The sequence below is a fragment of the Siccirubricoccus soli genome (genome assembly GCF_024178315.1).
GTDB lineage: Bacteria > Pseudomonadota > Alphaproteobacteria > Acetobacterales > Acetobacteraceae > Siccirubricoccus > Siccirubricoccus soli.
This window is the reverse complement of record NZ_JAMZIK010000070.1, coordinates 66,125-88,117: the sequence shown is the minus strand read 5'-3', so window position 1 is coordinate 88,117 and position 21,993 is coordinate 66,125. Positions and strand designations below refer to the sequence as shown.

The window sequence follows — 21,993 nt, the reverse complement described above, 5'->3', positions numbered from 1 at the left end:
GGGCCGCGGCTGCCATAACCGCGGCGTGGAGCGGCCACCGGGCCTGAAGGGTACGGGGGCGCGTGCGCGGCGGCCGGCGCCGCACCGCTCTCCAGCGGTGTCCGTCCGGGATGAGGGAAGAGGGATGCGCGCTTGGGACTCCGGCAGGGCGCCATGGGCGCTGCTTTACCTTGGCGCCGGCCTGCGGATCGCCGGCCCCCGCCGCGGGAGCCGGGAAACCTGCCCGGGCGTCGGCAGGGCGCCGCGGGCGCTACTCTGCCTTGATGCCGGCCTGCGGGTCGCCAGCCCCCGCCGCAGGGACCGGCAAGCGTGCCCGGGGCCGCGGCACGGCGCCGCGGACGCTACTCCACTTTGATATCGGCCTTGCGGATCACCGGCTCCCACCGTGCCTCATCCTCTTGGATGATGCGGGTGACGGTGGCGCCATCGGCCCAGGCGGCCTCGATGCCGCGGGCGGCGAGGGCGGCCTTGCCCTCCGGCGTGTCCACCGCCTGGCGCAGCGCAGCGGCGAGCTTCGCCAGGATGGGCGCCGGGACCCCCGCAGGCAACAGCACCGCGCCCCAATTGTCCACCGCATAGCCGGGCAGGCCGGCGGCCTCCGCCACGGTCGGCAGGCCGGGCATCAGCGGGCTGGGCTGGCCGGCGAGGTTGCCCAGCGCCCGCAGCCGGCCGCCCTTGATCAGCTCATCCACCGCGGAGAGCGGGGCGGAGACCAGTTCCACCTCCCCGCTCACCGCCGCCGTCACGGCGGGGCCGGTGCCGCGGTAATGCACATGCGTCAGCTTGCCGCCGGACATGCTGTCCATCAGCTCGGCACTCACATGGGTGATGGTGCCGAGGCCAGGGGTGCCATGGTTCAGCAACCCGGGCTGGCGGCGGGTGATCTCCACCACCTCGCGCAGATCGGCGGCGCGCAGCTTCGGCCCGCCGGCGATCAGCGTCGGCGCCAGGGCGACCCGGCCGAGCGGCGTCAGGTCCCGCTTCAGGTCGAAGGGCATGGAGCGGAAGATGAATTGGTTCACCACGATGGTGTTGAACACCGTGACCATGGTGTAGCCGTCCGGCGCCGCCTTGGCGGCCATGTCCGTGCCGATATTGCCGCCGGCGCCGGCGCGGTTCTCCGGCACCACCGGCTGGCCGAGCACATCGCCCATCCGCTGGGCCAGGAGGCGGCCGAGGATGTCGCTGCCGCCGCCCGGCGGGAAGGGAATGACCATGCGGAGCGGGCGGTTGGGGAATTCGCCCTGGGCCAACGTCGGCGTGGCGAGGGGCGCGAGGCTGGCGGCGAGCAGGGCGCGGCGGGTGAAGTTCATGGCGGTCCTCCGGGAGGCTGCATGCCGTAGCCCGAAGCACTTGTCACGGGGCCGGATGTTTCGATCGTGTCAGATTACGATGCGCGGGAATATTGTCCCCGTCGGAGGTGCTGCCGACGCAGGATATTCCTATCGCAGCGGCGACCCTGCGGGGCCCCCGCCACTTGCAGGTCGTCCATCCGGAGCAACCGCGTTCAACGACTGGGTCACCGATGGCTGGCCCTGCCGGCGCCCGGTGCCGCGCCGCACCGCTTAGCCGTCGCCGCCCCCGGACAGGCTGCCCGGACCGCTCCCCGGTCCGGACGGATCGGGATAGGCTGCCCCGGACATCACCCTTGCCAGGGCATGGCCGCACCCACGGCCCTGCCGCGCCGCGACAGGACGACCGCATGCAGATCATCACGACGCTCGGCGAACTCGACGAGAAAATCGCCGAGTGCAACCGCGCCGAGGCCATCTCGGACGATGCCATGCGGGCCGTCTTCGGCACCTTCCGCATGGAGCCGCCCTGGGACCTGCCCGCCGACCCGCTCTCGGACGCCTACCGCCAGGCGCAGATGGCGCTCTATTGCCGCATCGCCGGGCGCGACTACGCGCTCGGCAACGAGGCCACGCCCTTCGACATCGAGGCGGCGATCCGCCGGCCCTTCCCCTTCTCCACCGCCAGCGGCGTGACGACGGGCGACTACTTCATGGCCATCGGCGCCCTGCTGCGGGCGATGGCGCTGCCGCCCAGCTCCCGGGTGATCGAGTTCGGCCCGGGCTGGGGCCACACCACCCTGATGCTGGCGAAGCTCGGCCACCGGGTCACCGCCGTCGATATCGAGCCTCGCTTCTGCGAGCTGATCCGCCGCCGCGCCGCGATGGAGGGTCTCGAGATCGAGGTGGTGAACGACGATTTCCTCTGGGTGGAGAAGGCGCGCGACCGCTTTGACGCCGCGCTGTTCTTCGAATGCTTCCACCATTGCGCCGACCATCTGCGCCTGCTGCAGGCGCTGGGCCCGGCGCTGACGCCCGAGGCCCGCATCTTCTTCGCCGCGGAGCCGATCCAGCCGGAGTTCCCGATGCCCTGGGGGCTGCGGCTGGACGGCAACTCGCTCTGGGCCATCCGCAAGAATGGCTGGCTGGAGCTGGGCTTCCGCGAGGAATACTTCCGCCAGGCGCTCCGCCGCACCGGCTGGTTCGGGCTGAAGCTCCCCTGCCGCGAGCCGGGGTGGATGACGCTGTGGGAGGCGCGGCGGCTCGGCCAGCCGGTGTTCCGCGCCGCCGGCGCCGATCCGCGCATCAACACCGCCATCGGCGAGCGGACCGGGCGCGGCATCGTGCTGGCGGCCAAGGCGCCTGGCACCGGGCTCTACGGGCCCTATATCGCCCTGCCGGCCGGGCATTACCGGGCGATGATCCGCTTCGCCCGGAACGACGCCCCGCGCGGCGCGGCGCGGATGGATGTGGCGGCCCATGCCGGCAACGCCATCCTCGCCACCCGCGCGCTCGATGGGATGATCATGGCCTCGGGCGATGGCGCGGTGACGCTGCCCTTCAGCTCGGAGGCGGATCTGGACCAGGTGGAGGTCCGGCTGTTCTGCGACCCGGGCTTCCAGGGCGTCATCGAAGCCGTGGAGATCGCGCCGGACCCGGTCTTCCCCTGGTAGCGGCCGGGCGCGGCGCGGGCCGCCGCCTTCCCCCTGCCCGACCACTTGCCCCCACGCCGCCCGGGATGCGACCAGTAGGGTCGCAGCACCGGAGCCCGCCGCATGTCCCGCCGCCTCGTCCTCGCCGCCGCCCAGCTCGGTCCCATCCAGAAGGCGGAGGGCCGCGAGGTCGCCGTGGGCCGCATGGTCCGGCTGATGGAGACGGCGCATCGCCGCGGCGCGGAGGTGGTGGTCTTTCCCGAACTCGCCCTGACCACCTTCTTTCCCCGCTGGTATGAGGAAGACCTCGCCAACGCCGACCACTGGTACGAGACCGCCCTCCCCTCCAACGCCACCGCCCCGCTCTTCGCGGCGGCGCGGACATACGGCATCGGCTTCCATCTCGGCTATGCCGAGAAGACGCCGGAGGGGCGCCGCTTCAACACCGCGGTCTATGTGCATCCCTCGGGCGAGGTGGTGCTGAAGTACCGCAAGGTGCATCTGCCCGGCCACAAGGAATACGACCCGCAGCGCCGCGTGCAGCACCTGGAGAAGCGCTATTTCGAGGTGGGCGATCTCGGCTTCCCGGTGGTCCGCGCCCCGGTCGGCGAGACCCAGGTCAATATCGGCATGATGATCTGCAACGACCGCCGCTGGCCGGAAGCCTGGCGGGTGCTCGGGCTGCAGCAGGTGGAACTCGTCATGCTCGGCTACAACACCCCCTCCCTGAACATGGAGAACCGGGGCTTCGAGGCGCATCACCTGCGCGTCTTCCACAGCCACCTCTCCATCCAGGCGGGCTGCTACCAGAATGCCTGCTTCGCCGCCGGCGTCGCCAAGGCGGGCGACGAGGACGGGCATGAGCTGTTCGGCCACTCCATCATCGTCAACCCGCAGGGCGAGATCATGGCCCAAGCGACGAGCTGGGGGGATGAGCTGATCGTCGCCGAATGCGACCTTGGCATGTGCGAGCTGGGGCGGAAGACCATCTTCGATTTTGCCCGGCACCGCCGGCCGGAGGCCTATGGCCGCATCACCGCCCAGACCGGCAGCGTGGCGCCGCCCGCCTGGGCGCCGCGAGGCTGAACCGGGCGCGCCTCGCCCGGCGCGCGTTGCCTTGCCTTCCGGCCACCCGCGGCGCTTGCGCCATGGGCGGCGGAAAATGACATGGACGCGTCGCCCTTCCGCCTGGATAGTCCGCACCGGCGCCGCCACGCCGCCGCGTCCGGAGCTGGGCCGGCAGGGACGCAGGAACGGGCAGGGCAGGCGCAGCCCCGGCCCCGGCAGGCACGGCATCGGGTCCGTCCGGGCCGCGGGCGCCACGCAGGGGCAGCGACTCCCTTGCGCCGATCCATTCCGGTGTATGGTTTCCATTCCGGTGTATGATTGGGGAAATGTCCCGCGATGTCCCGATGACACCTGCAGCCCCAGCCCGGCCGCGGCCCCAGTGGATCCTGGCGCTCCTCGCCCTGCTGCTCGGCACCCTGTCCGCGCGCGGGGCGGACCGGGATGCGATGACCGTCAAGGTGCTGGGCGGGCTCGCCGGGGTCAGCCAGTATGTCAGCTTCGAAGCGCCGTTCTGGACCAGGCGGGTGCCGGAGCTCACCGGCGGGCGGATCCGCGGCGAGATCTCGCCCTTCGACCGCAGCGGGGTGCGCGGGCAGGAAACCCTGCAATTGCTCCGCCTCGGCGTGGTGCCCTTCGCCACCGCACTACTTGGCCTGTCGGCGGCGGATGAGCCGGAGCTGAACGCCATCGACCTGCCGGTGATGAGCCCCGACCAGGCGACGCTGCGGGAGACCGTCGCGCTCTACCGGCCGCGCATCGAGGCGCTGCTGCGCACCCGCTACAACGTGGAATTGCTGGCCATCTACACCTACCCGGCGCAGGTGATGTTCTGCCAGAGGCCCTTCACCGGCCTCGGCGACCTGTCCGGGCGGCGCATCCGCGTCTCCTCCGTCGCCCAGGCGGAGCTGGTCACCGGCCTCGGCGCCATCCCCATCCTGGTGCCCTTCGCCGAGGTGATCGGCGCCCTGCGCGCCGGCATCGTGGAATGCGCCATCACCGGCACCCTCTCGGGCAATACGATCGGGCTGCATGAGGTGACCACCCATGTCTCCCCCGTGGCCATCACCTGGGGCATCTCCCTCTTTGCCACCAACCAGGCCGCCTGGGCGCGGATCCCGCCGGAGCTGCAGGCGAAGCTGCGGGCGGGGCTGGCCGAGCTGCAGGAGCAGATATGGCAGGCCGCGGCGCGGGAGACGGAGGACGGGCTGATCTGCAACGCCGGGGGCGAGGCCTGCCGCGGCGGCCGTCGCGGCCGCATGGTCGTCGTCGAGGACAGCCCGGCCGACCGCGCGCTGCGCGCCCAGCTGCTGCGCGACACCGTGCTGCCGAGCTGGATCCAGCGCTGCGGCCCGGACTGCGCGGAGGCGTGGAACCGCTACATCGCCCCGGTGCGCGGACTGCGCGCGACGGCACACTGAGCCATGCCGACTCGCCGCCTCCGCCTCACCATCATCGGTGCCACCGGCATGTTGCTGGCCGGCCTCTCCCTCGGCACCGAATTGCTGGTGGGGCGGATGCGCCATACGGCAGAGGAGAATGCGCGCCAGACCGTGCAGCGCGTCGCTCGGGTGGTGGAAAGCACGGTCAACCGGCAATTCCTCGCCGTGGACGGGATGCTGGCAGGGCTGCCCGCCATCCTTGCCCAGGTCCATGGCGGCGTGACGCTCGACCAGGATTCCGCCACGCGGGTGCTGCGGGAGCTGAACTTTCAGAATTTCAACTTCCGCGACCTGGTGCTGGTGCGCCCGGACGGGCGGCCCTGGGCCTCCGCCCTGCCCGCCTCCCGCAGCCGCGAGCTGCCGGTGGAGGCGGAGCGGCTGACGGAGGCGCAGCGGATCGGTGCCGCGCTCATCAGCGGGCCGGCCCGCAACCCGCTGACCGGGGAATGGGCCCTCTTCTTCCTCCGCGCCATCGCGCTGCCCGAGGTCGGGCCGCTGGTGGCCATTGCGGAGGTGCCTCTCACCCTGGTCTCCACCCTGCTCAGCCCGGTCGGGGAAGTGCCGGGCCTTGCCATCGGCATCGAGCGCGCGGACGGCATGGTGCTGCTGCGCCTGCCGCATGACGAGCAGCTGCTAGGGCGCAAGCCGGCCGAGGGCGCCGCGCCCCCGGCGAGGGATGGCGGCGCCATCACGCTCCGCACCCAGCCCCACGGGCAGGAGAGCTTCCTCGCCACCCGCCCGACCCTTTACCAGGACGTCCACATCTCGGTCAGCTACGAGCTGGACGACGCCTTCGCCACCTGGACCCTGGACCGCCGGCGGGTGCTGGGCGTCGCCACCGGCACCGGCGCGCTGCTGATCCTGCTCGCCCTCGCCCTCACCCTCGCCCTGCGGCAGCGGGAGAAGGTGGAAGCCGAGCGGGCCCAGGCCCGGGTGGTGCTGGAAAGCGCTATCGAGACCATGCCGGACGGCTTCGTCATGTACGACGCCAACGACCGGCTGGTGATCTGCAACCAGCGTTTCCGCGACCTCTACGCCATCAGCGCCCCCTTCATCGTGCCCGGGGCGCGCTTCGAGGACATCATCCGGGAAGGCGCCAGGCGCGGCCAGTACCCCTATGTGAAGGACGACATCGAAGGCTTCGTCATCGAGATGGCCGCCTGGCGCCGCGGCAACCGCCCCAGCATGGAACGCCTGCTGCCGGATGGCCGCTGGGTCATGGTGACGGAGCGCAGCACGCCGGATGGCGGCACGGTGGGCATCCGCACCGAGATCACCGCCCTGAAGCAGGCCATGGCCGAGCTGGCCCAGGCGCGCGACCAGGCGGCGGCGGCGACCGAGGCGAAATCCCGCTTCCTCGCGCGGATGAGCCATGAGCTGCGCACCCCGCTGAACGGCGTGCTCGGCCTGGCCCAGGCCCTGGCGCGGGACCCGGTGCTGACCGGCGAGCAGCGGGCCCGGGCCCGCACCCTGGAAGCCGCCGGCCGGCACCTGGTGGCGGTGGCGAACGACGTGCTGGACCTGGCGCGGATCGAGGCCGGGCGGCTGGAGCTGCGCCTGGCCCCGGCGACCCTGGGGCAGGTGCTGGAAGGCTGCGCCGCGCTGATCCGCCCGGCAGCGGAGGAGAAATCCGTGCTGCTCCGCGTCGAGATCGGGCCCGGGCTGCCGACCCGGTTCGAGACCGACCGTACCCGGCTGCAACAGGCGATCCTCAACCTGCTCTCCAACGCCGTGAAATTCTCCCCCGCAGGCGGCACGGTGGAGCTGGAGGCGCGGCCGGCCGGCCCGCCCGGTGCGGATGGCCGGGTGCCGGTACGCATCGAGGTGCGCGACCGCGGCCCCGGCGTGCCGGAGGCGGAGCGGGGCGTGGTGTTCGGCGATTTCGTCCAGCTCGAGCCCGGCAGCCGGATGGGCGGCACCGGCCTTGGGCTCGCCATCGCCGCCGGCATCGTGGCACAGATGGAAGGCCGGATCGGCTGCTGCGACAACCCTGCCGGCAGCGGCGCACTCTTCTGGTTCGAGGTGCCGCTGCGGCCCCTGGCGGAGGCGGAGGCCGATGCCGGGCCGAAGGAGGCGGAGCCGGCCCCGCCGCGGCGCCGCTCCCTGGCCATCCTGGTCGCGGACGACGTGCCGGCCAACCTCGCCGTCGCCCGCGCCCTGCTGGAATCCGCCGGCCACCGGGTGCATTGCGTCGCGGACGGCGCCCAGGCGCTGGAGGCGGTGCAGGCGGGCCAGGACGGGCGGCGCTTCGACGCCGTGCTGATGGATGTGATGATGCCGGTGATGGACGGGCTGGAGGCGACGCGGCGCATCCGCGAGCTGCCGGGCCCGCTCGGCCGGGTGCCGATCCTCGCCATCACCGCCAGTGCCTTCGCCGAGGATGTGGCCGCCTGCCTCGCCGCCGGCATGGATGCGCATCAGGCCAAGCCGATCGAGCGGGACTCGCTGCTGGCGACGCTGGATCGGCTGACCGGCGGCGAGGCGCCGCAGGAGGCGGTGGCCCCCAGCGCGGCGGCGGTGGATTTCCGGCAATTGCCGCTGCTGACCCAGCGCGGCGGCGCCGCCCTGAGCCTGCCGGGGCTGGATGCCCGGACGGCGCTGCGGCTGGCGCCGGAGTTCATCAGCGAGATCCGCCTGGCTGCCGCCGCGCTGGGTGCCGCCGCGCCGGATGCGCCGGCGGAGCAGGCGGTGATCCCGGCGGCGCATCGCCTGGTCGGGGCGGCCTCGACGCTCGGCGCAACGCGACTGGCGACCGGCGCCCGGCAATTGCAGGAGCACGCGGCGCAGCTTCCGCCGCCGGAACGCCTGGCGCTGCGGGAGGCGGTGCTGGCGGTCGCCGCGGACTCCCTGGCGGCGCTGGATGAGGCGATGACGCGGCTGCGCGCCGAATGCGCGAATGCGAAGACGGCGTAGGCCGGCGGGCTGAACCTCCGGCTCTGAGACCCGCATCGGGGTCCGGGGGTGGTCCATCCCGCGGCGGGGAGATGGCAGCACTGCCGCCAACGGGCAACGCCATGATCTTCGGCCCCGATGCTGTCTCCCTGCCCCCGCTTTCGGCAGGATGCGCAGGAACCCGCCAGCATGGCGGGCAGCGGATGCCCGGCATCGGCTCCCCGGCGGGTCCGGGCCTTGGCACATCGCTTGCCAAACCGCCGGGCCGAACCGTCCCCTGCATCGCAGGCCGCCGGCCGCATCCGCCCGGAGCACGTGCCATGACCATCCCCGGCGGCATGCCGCCCGCCTTCCGCGACCTGGTCGGCTATGGCCGCACCCCGCCCGATCCGCGCTGGCCGGATGGCGCGCGCCTCGCCCTTTCCTTCGTGGTGAATGTCGAGGAGGGGGCGGAGCTCTCCATCGCCAGCGGCGACGAGCGCAACGAGGGGGTGCCGGAGACCCGGCAGCTGGTGGAGGGCCATCCCGACCCGTGCATGGAGACGCATTTCGCCTATGGCGCCCGTGTCGCGCTGTGGCGGGTGATGGATCTGCTGGACAGCTACGGCGTGAAGGCGACCTTCTCCTGCTGCGGCCGGGCGGTGGCGGCGACCCCTGCCCTCGCCGCCGCGCCGGCCGCCGGCGGGCATGAGGTGAGCGCGCATGGCTGGCGCTGGGAATCTCATGCCGGCATGGCGGAGGCGACCGAGCGGGCGGTGATCGCCAGGACCGTGGCGGTGCTGGCGGAGCAGGCCGGGGCGCGGCCGGTGGGCTGGCACACCAAATCCGCCGCCTCGGTGAACACCCGCCGATTGTTGGTCGAGGAAGGCGGCTTCCTCTACGATTCGGACGCCTATGACGACGACCTGCCACGGCTGGTGGCGGTGGCCGGCCGGCCGCATGTGGTGCTGCCCTATGCCTTCGACACCAACGACATGCGCTTCGCTCCGGGTCAGGGCTTCGTCCAGCCGACCGATTTCTCCGACTACTGCATCGGCGCCTTCGACTGGCTGATGCGGGAGGCGCGGACCAGCCCGAAGATGATGTCGGTGGGGCTGCATCTGCGCACCATCGGCCGTCCGGGGCGGATAAGGGGGCTGGAGCTGCTGCTGGACTACGTCACCCGCCAGCCGGGCGTCTGGATCGCCCGCAGGCGGGACATCGCGACGCATTGGCGTGCCCTTTCGGGCCTGCCGGCATGAGCGGCGGGAACCCGGTGGCGCGCTGGCTGGAGCCGCCTGCGCGCTGGATCGCCATCCTCGGCGGCTGGTGGCTGATGGCGCTCTCCGCGCTGACGGTGGTGGAGATCTTCTGCCGCAAATTCCTCTCGGTCTCGCTGCAGGGGGTGGATGAGATCGGCGCCTATACGCTGGCGGTCTTCTCGACGCTCAGCTTCGCCCATGCACTGCTGGTGAAGTCCCATACCCGCGTGGATTTCCTGCTGGGCCATATGCCGGGGCCAGTGCGCGCCGTGCTGAACGCGCTCGCCTATGTGCTGCTGGCGGCGCTGGCCATCTACGGCGCCTGGCGGGGCTGGGCGGTGCTGGAGGAAAGCCTGGAGTTCCAGAGCCATGCCAATTCCCCGCTGCAGACCCCGCTCTGGCTGCCGCAGAGCGCCTGGCTGGCAGGGCTGGTGGCCTTCGCCATCGCCGCCGGCGCCTTCGCCGCCCATGCGGTGCTGCTGCTGCTGACGGATTGGCGGCGGGTGAACCGGCTTTACGGCCCGCTGACCTTGGAAGAGGAGGTCGCCACCGAGGCCAGCGCCATCATGGCCCGCGGCGTGGAAGGCAGTGCCCTGGCTCCCGAGCCGGACGGGGCCTTGCCCCGTGGGGCGGGCGGGGAGGTCGCACGATGATCGGCGTCGGCGAGGCCGCGATGGGCTTCGGCATCCTGGTGGTGCTGCTCTTCCTCGGCCTGCATGTGGCGACCGCCATGTTCCTGGTGGCGGTGCTGGGGGCCTCGCTCTACCTCTCGCCCGCTTTGGTGGAGGCGCTCGGGACCCAGCTCTGGGCCTCGATGGAGGACTACGTCCTGCTCTCCATCCCGCTCTACATCCTGCTGGGCGAGATCCTGGTGCGAAGCGGCAGCACGGACCGGCTGTACCGCAGCCTGGCAGATTGGCTGAACATCCTGCCGGGCGGCTTGCTGCACACCAATGTCGGGGCCTCGGCCATCTTCTCGGCGGTTTCCGGCTCCTCCGTCGCCACAGCGGCCACCGTCGCCACCGTGGCACTGCCGAGCTTCCGGACGCGGAAATACGATGAGCGGCTGGTGCTGGGCTCGATCGCTGCCGGGGCGTCGCTTGGCAACCTGATCCCGCCGGGCATTGCGCTGATCGTCTATGGCGCCATGACCAATACCTCGGTCGGGCAGCTCTATGCCGGGGCGGTGGTGCCGGGCATCGTCATGACGGCGCTGTTCATGGCGACCATCATGCTGATCGCATTAGTCCGCCCGGGCTTGGTCCGGCAGCAGGAGGCGGTGGACCGGCTGGCGGTGCGGCTGCGGCGGCTGGTGGATCTGCTGCCGCCGCTGGTGATCTTCGCCATCATCATGGGCAGCATCTATACCGGCTGGGCGACGGTGACGGAAAGCGCGGCGCTGGCGGTGCTGGCGGCGCTGCCCATCGCGGCGCTCTATGGCCGGTTGTCCATCCGCATGCTGCATGAGTGCTTCGTGGCGACGGCAAGTCTCACCGCAATGAGCCTGCTGATCCTCTCCATCGCCTTCTACCTGAATTTCGTGCTCGGGCTGCTGGGGGTAACGCCGGCGCTGGGGGCCTTCGTGGCGCAGATGGATGTCTCCCAGCTCGGGCTGATCCTGGCGCTGACAGTGTTCTACCTGCTGCTCGGCATCTTCTTCGAGACGCTGCCGATGCTGGTCGGCACGGTGCCGGTGGTGTTCCCGGTGATCATGGCGGCGGGGATCGACCCGGTGTGGTTCGGGGTGTTCATCGTGCTGATGTGCGAGATCTCGCTCATCTCCCCGCCGGTGGGGATGACGCTCTACGTCATCCAAGCGGTGCGGAAGGAGGGGACGATCGCGCAGGTCTTCGCGGGCACGGTGCCGTTCTTCCTGGCCATGGTGGTGATGACGGGGCTGCTGATCGCGTTTCCCGAGATGGCGACCTGGCTGCCGCGGCTGACCTATACGCAATAGCCGGGGGGGGCGTTGCCCCTCCCGAGGATCCTGCCTTAGCCCCAGGTCAATGGATCGAGCCTGAGATAGAAGTCGAGGCGCCCGTGATCCGGACGGTCGATGCCGAGCTCACGGAACAAGGTTTCGAAGGCATGGCGGGCCTGCGCCTCGGACGTCCAGGCCTCGCCCGCGTTGGCCAGCATGAGGGAGAAGTCGACATAGGGATCGGCAGTGCCCATGCGGCCAAGATCGACGAAGCCGGTGCAGCGAAGCGTAACCGGATCGACCATCAGATTCGGCATGGTGGCATCGCCGTGGCAGACTACCCTCTCGTGCGCCTCGGCCTCCAGGCACGCCGGGATCTCGCTCTCCACTTGTGCCAGCAGCATCGCCGGCGGCACAGGCCGGTCCGTTTCGGAAAGGAAGTCCGGATTCACGGCACTGCGCGCCACGACGTCGCGCGCCCGCGCGAGCATTTGCCCGAGCCCCCGGTCGAAAGGGCAGCCGCGAGGATCGAGCTGATGCAGCGCTCCGAGCGTCGCCACGATCGATGGCCAGGCAGCGAACAGGTCGCCGCCCGACAATTCGCTGGCCGGGACGCCAGGCACCGCGCTGGTCACGAGGCAGGCCTCGGCTTCCTGCCATTCGAGGACGCGGGCAGGGAATGCCCCAATCCTCCAGCCACAACAGACGATCCCGCTCGCCCTTGAGCTCGGCCTTGCGATCCGGGCCTGCGACCTTGGCGAAGGCGGCGCCGTCGCCCCGGCGATAAACCGCATCGCCGGACGCTCCGGATCGCACGGCGACCCATCCGGGAAGATCGAGACGCGCCATGGCTAACGCCTAACCCGCAGCGACATCGGCAGCAAGGCAGCGTCGCATGAAGCCGTAGGGATCGGAACAGACACTCCGCCAGGTTGAGGGATAGGCTTCTGAACTGAAGGCTCAACCTGCAAAGTCGGGGGGCCAGGGCCTTCCACTCCTGGCAGATGGCAGCCGGGGGAGTTGCGACACTGCCGCAACCAGAGCCCTCCCTCAGCCCGGCGGCAACCTTCCCCGCACCCACTCCGCGATGTCCCGCCGCCGCGCCACCCACACCTTGCCCTTCCGCCGCGCCAGCGCCCGCAGGATCCCTTCCACCGCCCGGAACCTGGCCGGCCGGCCGCAGATCCGCAGGTGCAGGCCGATATTCAGCAGCTTCGGCACCCCCCGCTCGCCTTCCTCGATGAGCTGGTCCAGCGCCGCCTCGGCGTATTGCACGAATTGCTCCGGCACCACGAAGCCATTGGGGTGGAAGAATTTCATGTCGTTGCAGTCGAGCGCATAGGGCAGCACCAGCATCGGCCCGCCCTTCACCTCCCGGTCCCAATAGGGCAAATCGTCGTCGAAGGCGTTGCTGTCATAGAGGTAGCCCTGCTCCGCCAGCAGCTCGCGCGTCCAGGGGCTCGGGCTGCCGCGGCAGAAGAAGCCGACCGGCTGCTCCCCCGTCGCCGCCTTGATCGCCGCCGCGGCGCGCCGCAGCGCCGCCGCTTCCTCCTCCCGGCTGGCGTAGTCGGCGTTGGGGCGCCAGACCCAGCCATGGTTCGCCGCCTCATGCCCGCGGCGGATGCACTCTGCCGCCAGCTCCGGGCTGCGCTCCACCGCGCGGCCGCACATGAAGAAGCTGACCTTCACGCCATGGCGGTCGAAGGCCTCCAGGAAGCGGCCGAGGCCGGCGCGGGTGCCGTAGGAGAAGATCGCCTCCTGCCCATAATCGCGCCGGCCGGGCGGGACGACGCTGATGACCTCGCCGATCCGCTCATTCTCCGGATCGCCGGCCTCGATCGCCATCTCCGCCCCCTCCTCGTAATTCACGACGATGGAGACGGCGACCGCGGCGCCGCCGGGCCAAGCGAGGCGTGGCGGGTTGAGCCCATAGCCGACAAGGTCACGGCGCATCGCAATGCTCCTCTGTTCGGCACCGTTCTTGCACAACCCGTGCCGAGCCTGCCCAGACGGAGACGCCATGATCCGCCGCCTCGCCCTCGCCGCCGCGCTGCTCTGCGCCGCCGCCCTGCCCGCCTTCTCGCAGACCGCGCCCATGCCGCTGCGCGCCGTCGGGCATTTCTCCGCCAACACCCACCAGGTGGAGATCGAGCGGGCCTTCTACGACCGGCTGCCGGCGGAGACCGGCATCAACCTGGCCATCACCTTCAACCCGATGGACCAGATCGGGCTCCAGGCCGCCGATGCGCTGCGTCACCTGCGCGCCGGCGCCTTCGACGTCATGGCGGTGCTGATCGGCCAGACCTCCCGCGACGAGCCCTTCTTCGACGGGCTGGACCTGATCGGCGTCTCCACCAATGTCGCCGACCTGGAAAAGGCGGTGGCGGCGGGGCGGGAGGCCTTCGACAAAAGGCTGCAGGAGCGCTTCGGCGCCCACGCCCTGGCCATCTGGCCCTTCGGCCCGCAGATCTTCTTCTGCAACGCCCCGGTGCGCGGCGTGGCCGACCTCCGCGGCCTGAAGGTGCGCAGCTACACGCCCTCCATGACGGCACTGCTGCAGCACTGGGGCGCCATCCCGGTGACCCTGCAGTTCAGCGAGGTCTACCCGGCGCTGCAGCGCGGGCTGGTGGCCTGCGGCGTCACCTCCGCCGTCTCCGCCCATACCGGGAATTGGGGGGAGGTGACGACGCATGTGCTGCCGCTCTCCGTCGCTGGCGGCATCCAGGGGCATTTCATGAGCGCGGCCGCCTGGCGCCGCTTCACCCCGCCGCAGCAGCAGGCGATCGCCGCCGCCTTCCGCAAGCTGGAGGCCGAGCTGTGGGACTTCGCCAAGGTGAGCGACGCGCAGTCGCTTGCCTGCCTCGAGGGCAAACCGGACTGCACCGGACGGCGCTTCAACAGCGTGATCTCCCCGGTCCCGGCCGAGGATGATGCGCGGGTGCGGGAGGCGGTGAACGCCGTGGTGCTGCCCACCTTCCGCGACAGCTGCAACCGCGTCTGGGGCGAATGCGCCGCGGTGTGGAACCGCACCGTGGGCGCGGCGCGGGGTTATACGATTCCCTGACCGGCCTTGGGGGCGCCCTCGCCGGCTCCCTCACCGTCACGCCCAGGCCTGGGCGGCCAGGACAGCGCCAGGCGGGGCAGGCAGTGAGCGGCGTCCGGCCGACCTCAGGCGGCGATCTCCCCGATCGCCGCCTCCAGCACATCGAGGGCGGCGGCGAAATCCGCCAGCTCCATGGCTTCCGCCGGGTTGTGGCTGCCATGGTCATTGCGGATGAACAGCATCGCGGTCGGCACGCCGAGGCCGGCGAAGGTCAGCGCATCATGCCCGGCGCCGGAGGCCATCTGGCGCACCGGCACGCCGGCCCTTTCGGCACCTCGCAGCAGCGCCGCCCGCAGCCCGGCATCCATCACCGCCGGCGGCACCGGCAGCTTCTCGCCATAGGCGATGGCGACGCCGCGCTCCGCCGCGATGCGCGCGGCCTCGCGTCCCAGCAGCGCCTCGGCCTCCTCCAGCATCGCCGCATCCTCGCTGCGGATGTCGAGGGTGAAGGTGACCTTGCCCGGCACCTTGGTCACCCCCTGCATGGCAGGGTCGGTGAAGCACTCGCCCATGGTCAGCACCAGGTCGCGGCCCGCCGCCTCGGCCTTGCGCCAGAAGCGCTCCAAGGTCATGGCCAGGTCGGCGACCGCCAGCACCGCATCCCGGCGCCGGTCGCGCGGTACCGCCCCGGCATGCGCCCAGGCGCCGGTCGCGGTGCAGGCGCGGTAGCGGATGCTGCCGCGGATGCCGGTGACCACGGCGGCAGGAACGCCCTCCGCCACCAGCACCGGGCCCTGCTCGATATGCGGCTCGAGGAAGGCGTGGATGCGGGCCGGGTCTAGCGAGGCGCTGCCGGCGCGGATGAAGCCAGGGTCGAACCCCTCCTCCGTCATGTGCTCGGCCAGCGTCCGCTGGCTGTCGGTACGGCGCAGGACATCCGGCGCCTCCGGCGGCAGCAGGCCGAAGGCGGCGCGGCTGCCCAGATAGAGCATCGGGAACCACACCATCTCCTCCGCCCGGATGCCGAGCACGGTGAGATCCCGCGGCAGCACCCGGCCCGCGGCGCGCAACCTGGCGGCCAGGGCCAGGCCCATCACCACCCCCGCCGCGCCGTCGAAATTCCCGCCATGCGACACGGCATCGAGATGCGAGCCGATGAGCAGCGGCTTCAGCCCGCGATCGGCGCCGGGCAGGGTCATGAACAGGGTGCCGACCGGGTCGGTGCGGATCTCCAGCCCCAGCCTCTCGGCTTCGGCGCGGGCGATGGCATGGGCGGCGCGCTCGCCGGCGCCGTAGCTGGCGCGGCTGACGCCCGGCGGGTCCAGCGAGGCCTGCCGCAGCGCCGCGAACATCGCCCCGGCCAGATCCAGACCTGCATCCGCCATCATCCATCCCCTTCCCATCTGCGCCCAAGCCGCACGGTGCCCGCGGACCGGCGACGCAGGCGATGCATGTGAGCAAGCCACGTGCCGCCGGCCGCACGCCCGGGCTTGCCGCAGGGCAGCGAAGCGGCGAGGCTGGGCACCTGATACGGGAGACCCGCAAATGCCCGAATTCGACCTCGTCATCCGCCATGGTACCGTCGCCACGGCCAGCGACGTCTTCGCCGCCGATATCGGCATCATCGGCGGCCAGGTGGCGGCGCTGGGCAGGGCGCTCGGCCCCGGCGCGAAGGAGATTGACGCCACCGGCAAGCTGGTGCTGCCCGGCGGCGTCGATACCCACACCCATATCGAGGAGCCGCGCGGCGGGCCGACCGTCAATGCCGACAGCTTCGCCTCCGGCACCGCCTCCGCCGCGGCGGGCGGCACCACCACCGTCATCGGCTTCGCCCGGCAGGCCCGCGGCGGCTCCATGGCGGCCGGGGTGGCGGAGCACCATGAGCGGGCAAAATCCGCCCGCATCGACTACTCCTTCCACATGGTCCTGACCGACCCACGGCCGGAGGTCCTGGCGCAGGAATTGCCGAAGCTGGTCGAGAGCGGCCATCGCAGCTTCAAGATCTTCCTGACCTATGAGGGCGCCCGCATCTCGGATGCCGAGGCGCTGCAGGTGCTGGCCACGGCGCGGCGGCTCGGCGCCCTCACCTGCATCCATGCCGAGAATCACGAGCTGATCGACTTTTACACCAAGGCGCTGCTGGCGGCGGGGCTCGACCGGCCGAAGCACCATGCCTGGGCCAAGCCGATGATCGTGGAGCGGGAATGCGTGAACCGCGTCGCCGCCATGGCGGAGGCGCTGGACGTGCCGATCCAGGTCTTCCACGTCAGCGGCGGCGAGGCGGCGGAGGAGATCGAGCGGGCGCAGCAGCGCGGGGTGCAGGTGTGGGGTGAGACCTGCACGCAATACCTGGTCTTCACCGCCGATGACCTCGACCGCCCGGGCTTCGAGGGCGCCAAATGGCTGTGCAGCCCGGCGCCGCGCAGCACCGCGGACCAGGCGGCGCTGTGGGAGATGATCCGCCGCGGCGTCATCCAGAACGTCACCTCGGACCATGCGCCGACGCGCTATGCGGGACCGGACGGCAAGAGTGCGGTGGGGCTGGACGCGCCCTTCACCAGGATCCCGAACGGCGTGCCGGGTCTCGCCGCGCGACTGCCGGTGCTGTTCAGTGAAGGCGTGGTGAAGGGGCGGATCGACCTGCCGACCTTCGTCTCCATCACCGCCACCCATGCGGCGAAGCTGTTCGGCCTGCACCCGAGGAAGGGCACCATCGCGGTGGGCAGCGATGCCGATATCGCCATCTGGGACCCGCAGAAGAAGGTGACGCTGACGGCGGCGCTGATGCAGGACGCCAATGACCATACCCCCTATGAGGGGATGGAGGTCACCGGCTGGCCGGAGACGACGCTGGTGCGTGGCGTGACGGTGGTGGACCAGGGCAAGGTGCTGGCGCCGCCGGGCTTCGGGCAGTTCCTGCCGCGCGGGCCCTACGAGATGATCCAGCCGCGGGGCGTGTTTCCGGGGCCGTTCAATCCGGTGGATGGCGTCGCCGTATGATTGAGGAAGGCTCTGCCTCCCTCAAACTCCCTCCGCCAAAGCCCGAAGGGCCTTTGGAAACCATGAGTTCGAGTCTCGCGGGCCGAACCTGCCGACTCAAGGTTCCAATGGGGTTGACGGATGGGAGCTTGAGGGGTTGCGGCACTGCCGCAACCAGCGCCCTCCCTCAATACCCCGCCCACCGCAGGGACGCCCGCGCCAACCCATCGATGGTATCCGCCACCGGGAAGGGCAGCACCGGCCCCGCCGCGATGCCGAGCGGAATCTCCGTGCAGCCCAGCACCACCGCCCGCGCCCCGCGCACCACCAGCGCCCGCGCGACCTCGGCCAGGGGCGCGTAAGCCTCCGCCACCCGGTTCGCCTTCACCTCAGCGATGGCAGGCGTCACGCGCGAGGCCATCTCGGCCTCCGAGGGCACCAAGCAGTCATAGCCGAGCTGCCCCAGCCGCTCCTGGTAAAGCCGCATCGCCAGCGTCGCCGCCGTGCCCATCACGCCGATCCGCCCCTCCGGCACGCCAAGCCGCCGCAATTCCGCCGCCGCGGCATCGACGATGTGCAGGATGGGCAGCCTCGTCGCCGCCTGCATTTCGGCATACCAGCCATGGGCGGTGTTGCAGGGAATGGCGATGGCCCCTGCCCCGGCCGCTTCCAGCCCGCGTACCCCGCACAGCAGCGCCGGCAGGGGGTCTTCGCCGGCGCGCAGCCTTGCGGCGGTGCGGTCCGGCACGCGCGGGTCCGACCACAGCACGGCGGGCAGGTGGTCCTGGTCCCGCGCCGCCGGCGTCAGCAGGGTCAGGCGCACCATGAAATGCGCGCTGGCCAGCGGCCCCATGCCGCCCAGCACCCCGAGCACCTTGTCCATCGCACCCCTCTTCCACCACGTGCTGTGCCGAGGACTCTCCCGGGCCCGGGCGCGCCTGGCAAGCGCCGCCTCAGCCTCCGCGCAGCAGCGCCTCGGTCTCCGCCGCCCGGGGCATGGCGGCGCCGGGGCGGGTGCAGCAGAGGGCAGCGGCGGCGCTGGCGCGGCGCATCGCCTGCTCCAGCGGCAGGCCGTGGTCCAGGGCGGCGGCCAGCACGCCGCACCAGGCATCGCCGGCGCCGGTGGTATCCACCGCCGCCACGGCGAAGGCCGGCTGCCGCAGCAGGCCCGCAGCGGTGGCAGCCTCCGACCCCGCCTCCCCCAGCGTCACCGCCACGTCGATGCCGAGCGCCCGCTGCAGCGCCAGGGCCCCGGCCCCGCAACCGAGTTGCGCGGCCAGCCAGGCTGCTTCGGGCTCGTTCACGATCAGCAGGTCGAGCGCCGCCAGCGCCTCCCGCGCCAGCGGCGCGGCGGGTGCCAGGTTCAGCAGCAGCCGCACCCCGGCAGCGCGGGCGCGGCGGAGCAGCGCCTCGTTCTCCGCCGCCGGCACCTCCATCTGCAGCAGCAGGGTGGTGGCGGGCGAGAGCGCCGCATCCTCCACCTGCGCCGCGCGAAGCAGGCGGTTGGCGCCGCTGCCGACCGCGATCTGGTTGCGCCCTGCCGGATCCACCTGCACCGCGGCGCAGGCGGTGGGCGCGGCGACGCGCGCCAAGCGGGAAAGATCCACCCTCGCGCTGCGCAACCCGGCCAGGGCGAGCTCGGCGAAGGCATCCTCGCCCACCGCGCCGGCGAAACCCACTGCCGCGCCGTCCAGCGCCGCGGCCAGCGCCTGGTTGGCACCTTTGCCGCCCGGCAGCGGACGATAGCCGGGGGCGAGCACGGTCTCGCCCGGCACCGGCAGGCTGGGCAGGGCGAAGACCAAGTCGAGGTTGATGGAGCCGAAGACGAGGACAGGCATGGGCGCATCGGACCACAGGATGCGGCGCCGGCAAACCGGGGCTGGGAATGCCGGCGGCCGAGGCCCGCGGCCCTGGGCTGGCCGGGACTGCGGCGCAGCAATCCGCACCGGTAAGCGGGCCGTCCAATATCGTATCAATCTTTAGAAAATCCGAAATTATTGCACTAACAATACGGATTTGCCGCACAGCCACCACCGGAAGGTGCATGCCAAGTGGGTGCATCTCTCCGGCCGCCACTGCTCGCGCTTGGCGAGACCGCTTCCAGCAGCACGAATACCTCCTGCCCGTGGCTTAAATTTAGGCCCAATTACAATGCTATCTGGGCCAGATGTCAGATTCTGCTTCAGGATCGGCGGACGGATAGTGCGAATCCCCTGAATTGCTTAAGGAAATTACGATGCCGATGCGATTAACCCTTGCGAAACAGAATTATTCGCGCTCTGTTATACCCGCAGGTTGCATTCATTCGGCGGGACTCTTCCAATGAGCGAGGCTTTGGCCTATTCCACGCACTACGCTCTCGACAACATGGTCCGGACACAACTGAAGAAGTGGCCCCAGCGACCGCCCGGGGTGGAAGCCTCCCCGAAGCAGCCGGGAACCTGGCTCCGCGGCCGTCCCGGGGACCCGAGCGTGGCGGCGCAGCCCTTCCTGAAGCTGCCCGGCTCCAACCGGCTGCGCACCCTGCCGGACGGGCTGTGGCTGCATTTCAGCCCCTCGGCCATCGACCCCTATGTGGACATCCTCTGCATTGAGGCCTGCTCCTCCCTGCAGAACCTGCTCGACAAGCGCTCCCGCTTCGCGCCGAGCACCAGCTCGCTGCTCGCCTATTGCCCGGTGCCCTGGCTGCTGGCGCCGGTGCAGCCGAATGACGCGATGCCGCGCTGGAAGCTCATCCGCATGCTGAAGGCGGAGCCGCAGACGCCGCTCATCCTGCCGGTCCGCGACGTGCGCGTGGTCTTCGGCCTGAAGAGCCGGCACTATGACGGCTTCGCCCGTAGCCAGATCGCCCAGGCGCATGAGTTCTTCTGCCCCATGGAAGCGCTGATCGCGGAGAATTCGCAGGACAACCCGGACATGCGGGCGCTGATGTCGCGCGCCACCGCGGCTGCGAATTTCATGCGCCTGCCGGACTGAGCCCGACCGCGCCACGCCCCGCTGCCCCCCGGGCGAGGCGTCCCCCTGTCCTCCGGCGGCCCGGCTGCCGGGGGACAGGGGCCCGGCGCCGGCAACCGCCCTCCCCTATTCGATCACGATCCGCGGCCCCGCCGCCGCCGCCGCGCCCGAAAGCTTCGCCCAGAGCCGCGCCGCAATCGCCGCATAGGCCCGCGCCTCCGGCGTCTCGGGCCGTGCCGCGACGATCGGCGTGCCGGCATCCGCCAGCTCCCGGATCTCGAGCTTCAGCGGCAACTCGCCGAGGAATTCTACCCCCAGCTTCTCCGCCTCGGCCCGCGCCCCGCCATGGCCGAAGAGCTCCGCCCGGTGCCCGCAATTCGGGCAACAATAGAAGGACATGTTCTCGATCAGCCCGAGCACCGGGACGTTCACCTTCTCGAACATGCGGATGCCGCGCCGCGCATCCAGCAGCGCCACGTCCTGCGGCGTGGAGACGATGACGGCGCCGGCCAGCGGCACGCGCTGGGACATGGTGAGCTGCGCATCGCCGGTGCCCGGCGGCATGTCTACGAGCATGACGTCGAGCGCGCCCCAGGCCACCTGGCCCATGAGCTGCTCCAGCGCCCCCATCACCATCGGGCCGCGCCAGATCATCGGCGTCTCGGTATCGACCAGGAAGCCAATGGACATCGCCTTCAGCCCCCAGCGGGAAAGCGGGATGATCTGCTGGCCTTCGGTGCGCGGCTTCTCCCGTGCCCCCAGCATCTGCGGCAGGGAGGGGCCGTAGATGTCGGCATCCAGCAGGCCGACGCGCAGCCCCTGCGCCGCCAGCGCGACCGCGAGGTTCACCGCGGTGGTGGACTTGCCGACGCCGCCCTTGCCGGAAGCGACGGCGACGATTTTCGACACCTCCGGCAGCAGCAGCGGCCCCTGGCCCGCCGGGGCCTTCGGGCCGGGGCGCGGCGCATGGGCATGCGCATGGCCATGCGCCGGCGCCGCCTGCCCGGCACCGCCCGGCTTCGGCCCCTGCGGCTCGCGATGCGCCGTCAGCACCACGGTCGCGCTCAGCACCCCGGGCACGGCCGCCGCCGCCTGCTCCGCCGCCTGGCGCAGCGGCTCCATCTCCCGCGCCCGCTCCCGCGGCACGGCGAGGGCGAATTGCACCAGCCCGTCCCGCGCCGCGAGCCCCTGCACCATGCCGGCGCTGACCAGGTCGCGGCCGGAGACCGGGTCCTGCACCCGGCGGAGCGCCGCCGTCACCGCCTCGACCAGTTGTTCGGCCATCGCTTGAAAAGCTCCCACCACCCGACAATATCGCGCCGAAACAGCACGCCGCCCGTGCCGTCGCCCCGCGGGGCCACTCCGGGGCCGCTCCCTGCGGCAGGGGCGGCGCCCGACTTGCGGCGGCCTGGGCGGTGACATATGGCTGGACCGACGGAACGCATCCAGCCCCCGGCGCGCGGATGCTGCCTGGCGGTCTGGCCGGGACGACCAGCGGAGGCCGACACAAG

Annotated in this window: 16 protein-coding genes and 1 pseudogene; 10 read left to right on the top strand and 7 right to left on the bottom strand. The window is 71.4% G+C overall.

Annotated features, from left to right (window positions below):
- Positions 1–341 precede the first annotated feature (341 nt).
- Positions 342–1,313 (bottom strand): Bug family tripartite tricarboxylate transporter substrate binding protein, encoded by a 972-nt coding sequence (locus NJ376_RS11975; protein WP_252953496.1) that lies wholly within the window; start codon positions 1,311–1,313, stop codon positions 342–344.
- A gap of 389 nt (positions 1,314–1,702) precedes the next feature.
- Here NJ376_RS11975 and NJ376_RS11970 point away from each other — a divergent pair, with 389 nt between their 5' ends.
- From NJ376_RS11970 to NJ376_RS11940, 7 genes are all read left to right on the top strand, one after another.
- A complete protein-coding gene (locus NJ376_RS11970; protein ID WP_252953495.1) occupies positions 1,703–2,965 on the top strand; it encodes a class I SAM-dependent methyltransferase in 1,263 nt (420 codons plus the stop codon).
- A 102-nt stretch (positions 2,966–3,067) separates the two neighbouring features.
- Positions 3,068–4,030, top strand: a complete 963-nt coding sequence (locus NJ376_RS11965; protein WP_252953494.1) for an N-carbamoyl-D-amino-acid hydrolase — start codon at positions 3,068–3,070, stop codon at positions 4,028–4,030.
- A 308-nt stretch (positions 4,031–4,338) separates the two neighbouring features.
- Entirely contained in the window at positions 4,339–5,430 is a 1,092-nt protein-coding gene (locus NJ376_RS11960) for a TRAP transporter substrate-binding protein (RefSeq protein WP_252953493.1), read from the top strand.
- A gap of 3 nt (positions 5,431–5,433) precedes the next feature.
- Positions 5,434–8,364, top strand: a complete 2,931-nt coding sequence (locus NJ376_RS11955; protein WP_252953492.1) for a PAS-domain containing protein — start codon at positions 5,434–5,436, stop codon at positions 8,362–8,364.
- A 299-nt stretch (positions 8,365–8,663) separates the two neighbouring features.
- The gene (locus NJ376_RS11950) at positions 8,664–9,584 is read left to right on the top strand and encodes a polysaccharide deacetylase family protein (RefSeq protein WP_252953491.1); all 921 of its coding nucleotides are present in this window, start codon (positions 8,664–8,666) and stop codon (positions 9,582–9,584) included.
- The gene (locus tag NJ376_RS11945; RefSeq protein ID WP_252953490.1) at positions 9,581–10,237 is read left to right on the top strand and encodes a TRAP transporter small permease subunit; all 657 of its coding nucleotides are present in this window, start codon (positions 9,581–9,583) and stop codon (positions 10,235–10,237) included. The genes NJ376_RS11950 and NJ376_RS11945 overlap by 4 nt, the downstream gene beginning before the upstream one ends.
- Positions 10,234–11,541 (top strand): TRAP transporter large permease, encoded by a 1,308-nt coding sequence (locus NJ376_RS11940; RefSeq protein WP_252953489.1) that lies wholly within the window; start codon positions 10,234–10,236, stop codon positions 11,539–11,541. Before NJ376_RS11945 ends, NJ376_RS11940 begins: the two co-directional genes overlap by 4 nt.
- Positions 11,542–11,576: 35 nt before the next feature.
- Here the strand turns inward: NJ376_RS11940 and NJ376_RS11935 are convergent.
- Both NJ376_RS11935 and NJ376_RS11930 read right to left on the bottom strand, forming a co-directional pair.
- Positions 11,577–12,354, bottom strand: a pseudogene (locus NJ376_RS11935) (APH(3'') family aminoglycoside O-phosphotransferase).
- A gap of 201 nt (positions 12,355–12,555) precedes the next feature.
- Positions 12,556–13,458: a polysaccharide deacetylase family protein gene (locus NJ376_RS11930; RefSeq protein ID WP_252953488.1), complete on the bottom strand. Its 903-nt coding sequence runs from the start codon at positions 13,456–13,458 to the stop codon at positions 12,556–12,558.
- Positions 13,459–13,525: 67 nt separating this feature from the next.
- Between NJ376_RS11930 and NJ376_RS11925 the strand changes: the two genes are divergently transcribed.
- Entirely contained in the window at positions 13,526–14,569 is a 1,044-nt protein-coding gene (locus NJ376_RS11925; RefSeq protein ID WP_252953487.1) for a TRAP transporter substrate-binding protein, read from the top strand.
- A 104-nt stretch (positions 14,570–14,673) separates the two neighbouring features.
- Here the strand turns inward: NJ376_RS11925 and NJ376_RS11920 are convergent, their stop codons facing one another.
- Complete coding sequence (locus tag NJ376_RS11920; protein WP_252953486.1) at positions 14,674–15,933, bottom strand: Zn-dependent hydrolase; 1,260 nt, start codon at positions 15,931–15,933, stop codon at positions 14,674–14,676.
- Between the two features lie 160 nt (positions 15,934–16,093).
- On the opposite strand from NJ376_RS11920, the gene hydA reads away from it, so the two are divergent.
- Entirely contained in the window at positions 16,094–17,548 is a 1,455-nt protein-coding gene (hydA, locus tag NJ376_RS11915; RefSeq protein WP_252953485.1) for a dihydropyrimidinase, read from the top strand.
- Positions 17,549–17,714: 166 nt separating this feature from the next.
- On the opposite strand, the gene cuyB is transcribed toward hydA, so the two are convergent.
- Both cuyB and NJ376_RS11905 read right to left on the bottom strand, forming a co-directional pair.
- Entirely contained in the window at positions 17,715–18,410 is a 696-nt protein-coding gene (gene cuyB / locus NJ376_RS11910) for a cysteate racemase (RefSeq protein ID WP_252953484.1), read from the bottom strand.
- Between the two features lie 70 nt (positions 18,411–18,480).
- Positions 18,481–19,365, bottom strand: coding sequence for a ribokinase (locus NJ376_RS11905; protein WP_252953483.1), 885 nt, complete (start codon positions 19,363–19,365; stop codon positions 18,481–18,483).
- Between the two features lie 484 nt (positions 19,366–19,849).
- On the opposite strand from NJ376_RS11905, the gene NJ376_RS11900 reads away from it, so the two are divergent.
- On the top strand, positions 19,850–20,503 hold the full coding sequence (locus tag NJ376_RS11900) for a hypothetical protein (protein ID WP_252953482.1): 654 nt from the start codon (positions 19,850–19,852) through the stop codon (positions 20,501–20,503).
- A 105-nt stretch (positions 20,504–20,608) separates the two neighbouring features.
- On the opposite strand, the gene NJ376_RS11895 is transcribed toward NJ376_RS11900, so the two are convergent.
- Positions 20,609–21,766 carry an Mrp/NBP35 family ATP-binding protein gene (locus NJ376_RS11895; protein ID WP_252953481.1) on the bottom strand — a complete coding sequence of 386 codons (1,158 nt, stop codon included), beginning with the start codon at positions 21,764–21,766 and terminating at the stop codon, positions 20,609–20,611.
- Positions 21,767–21,993: the final 227 nt, after the last annotated feature.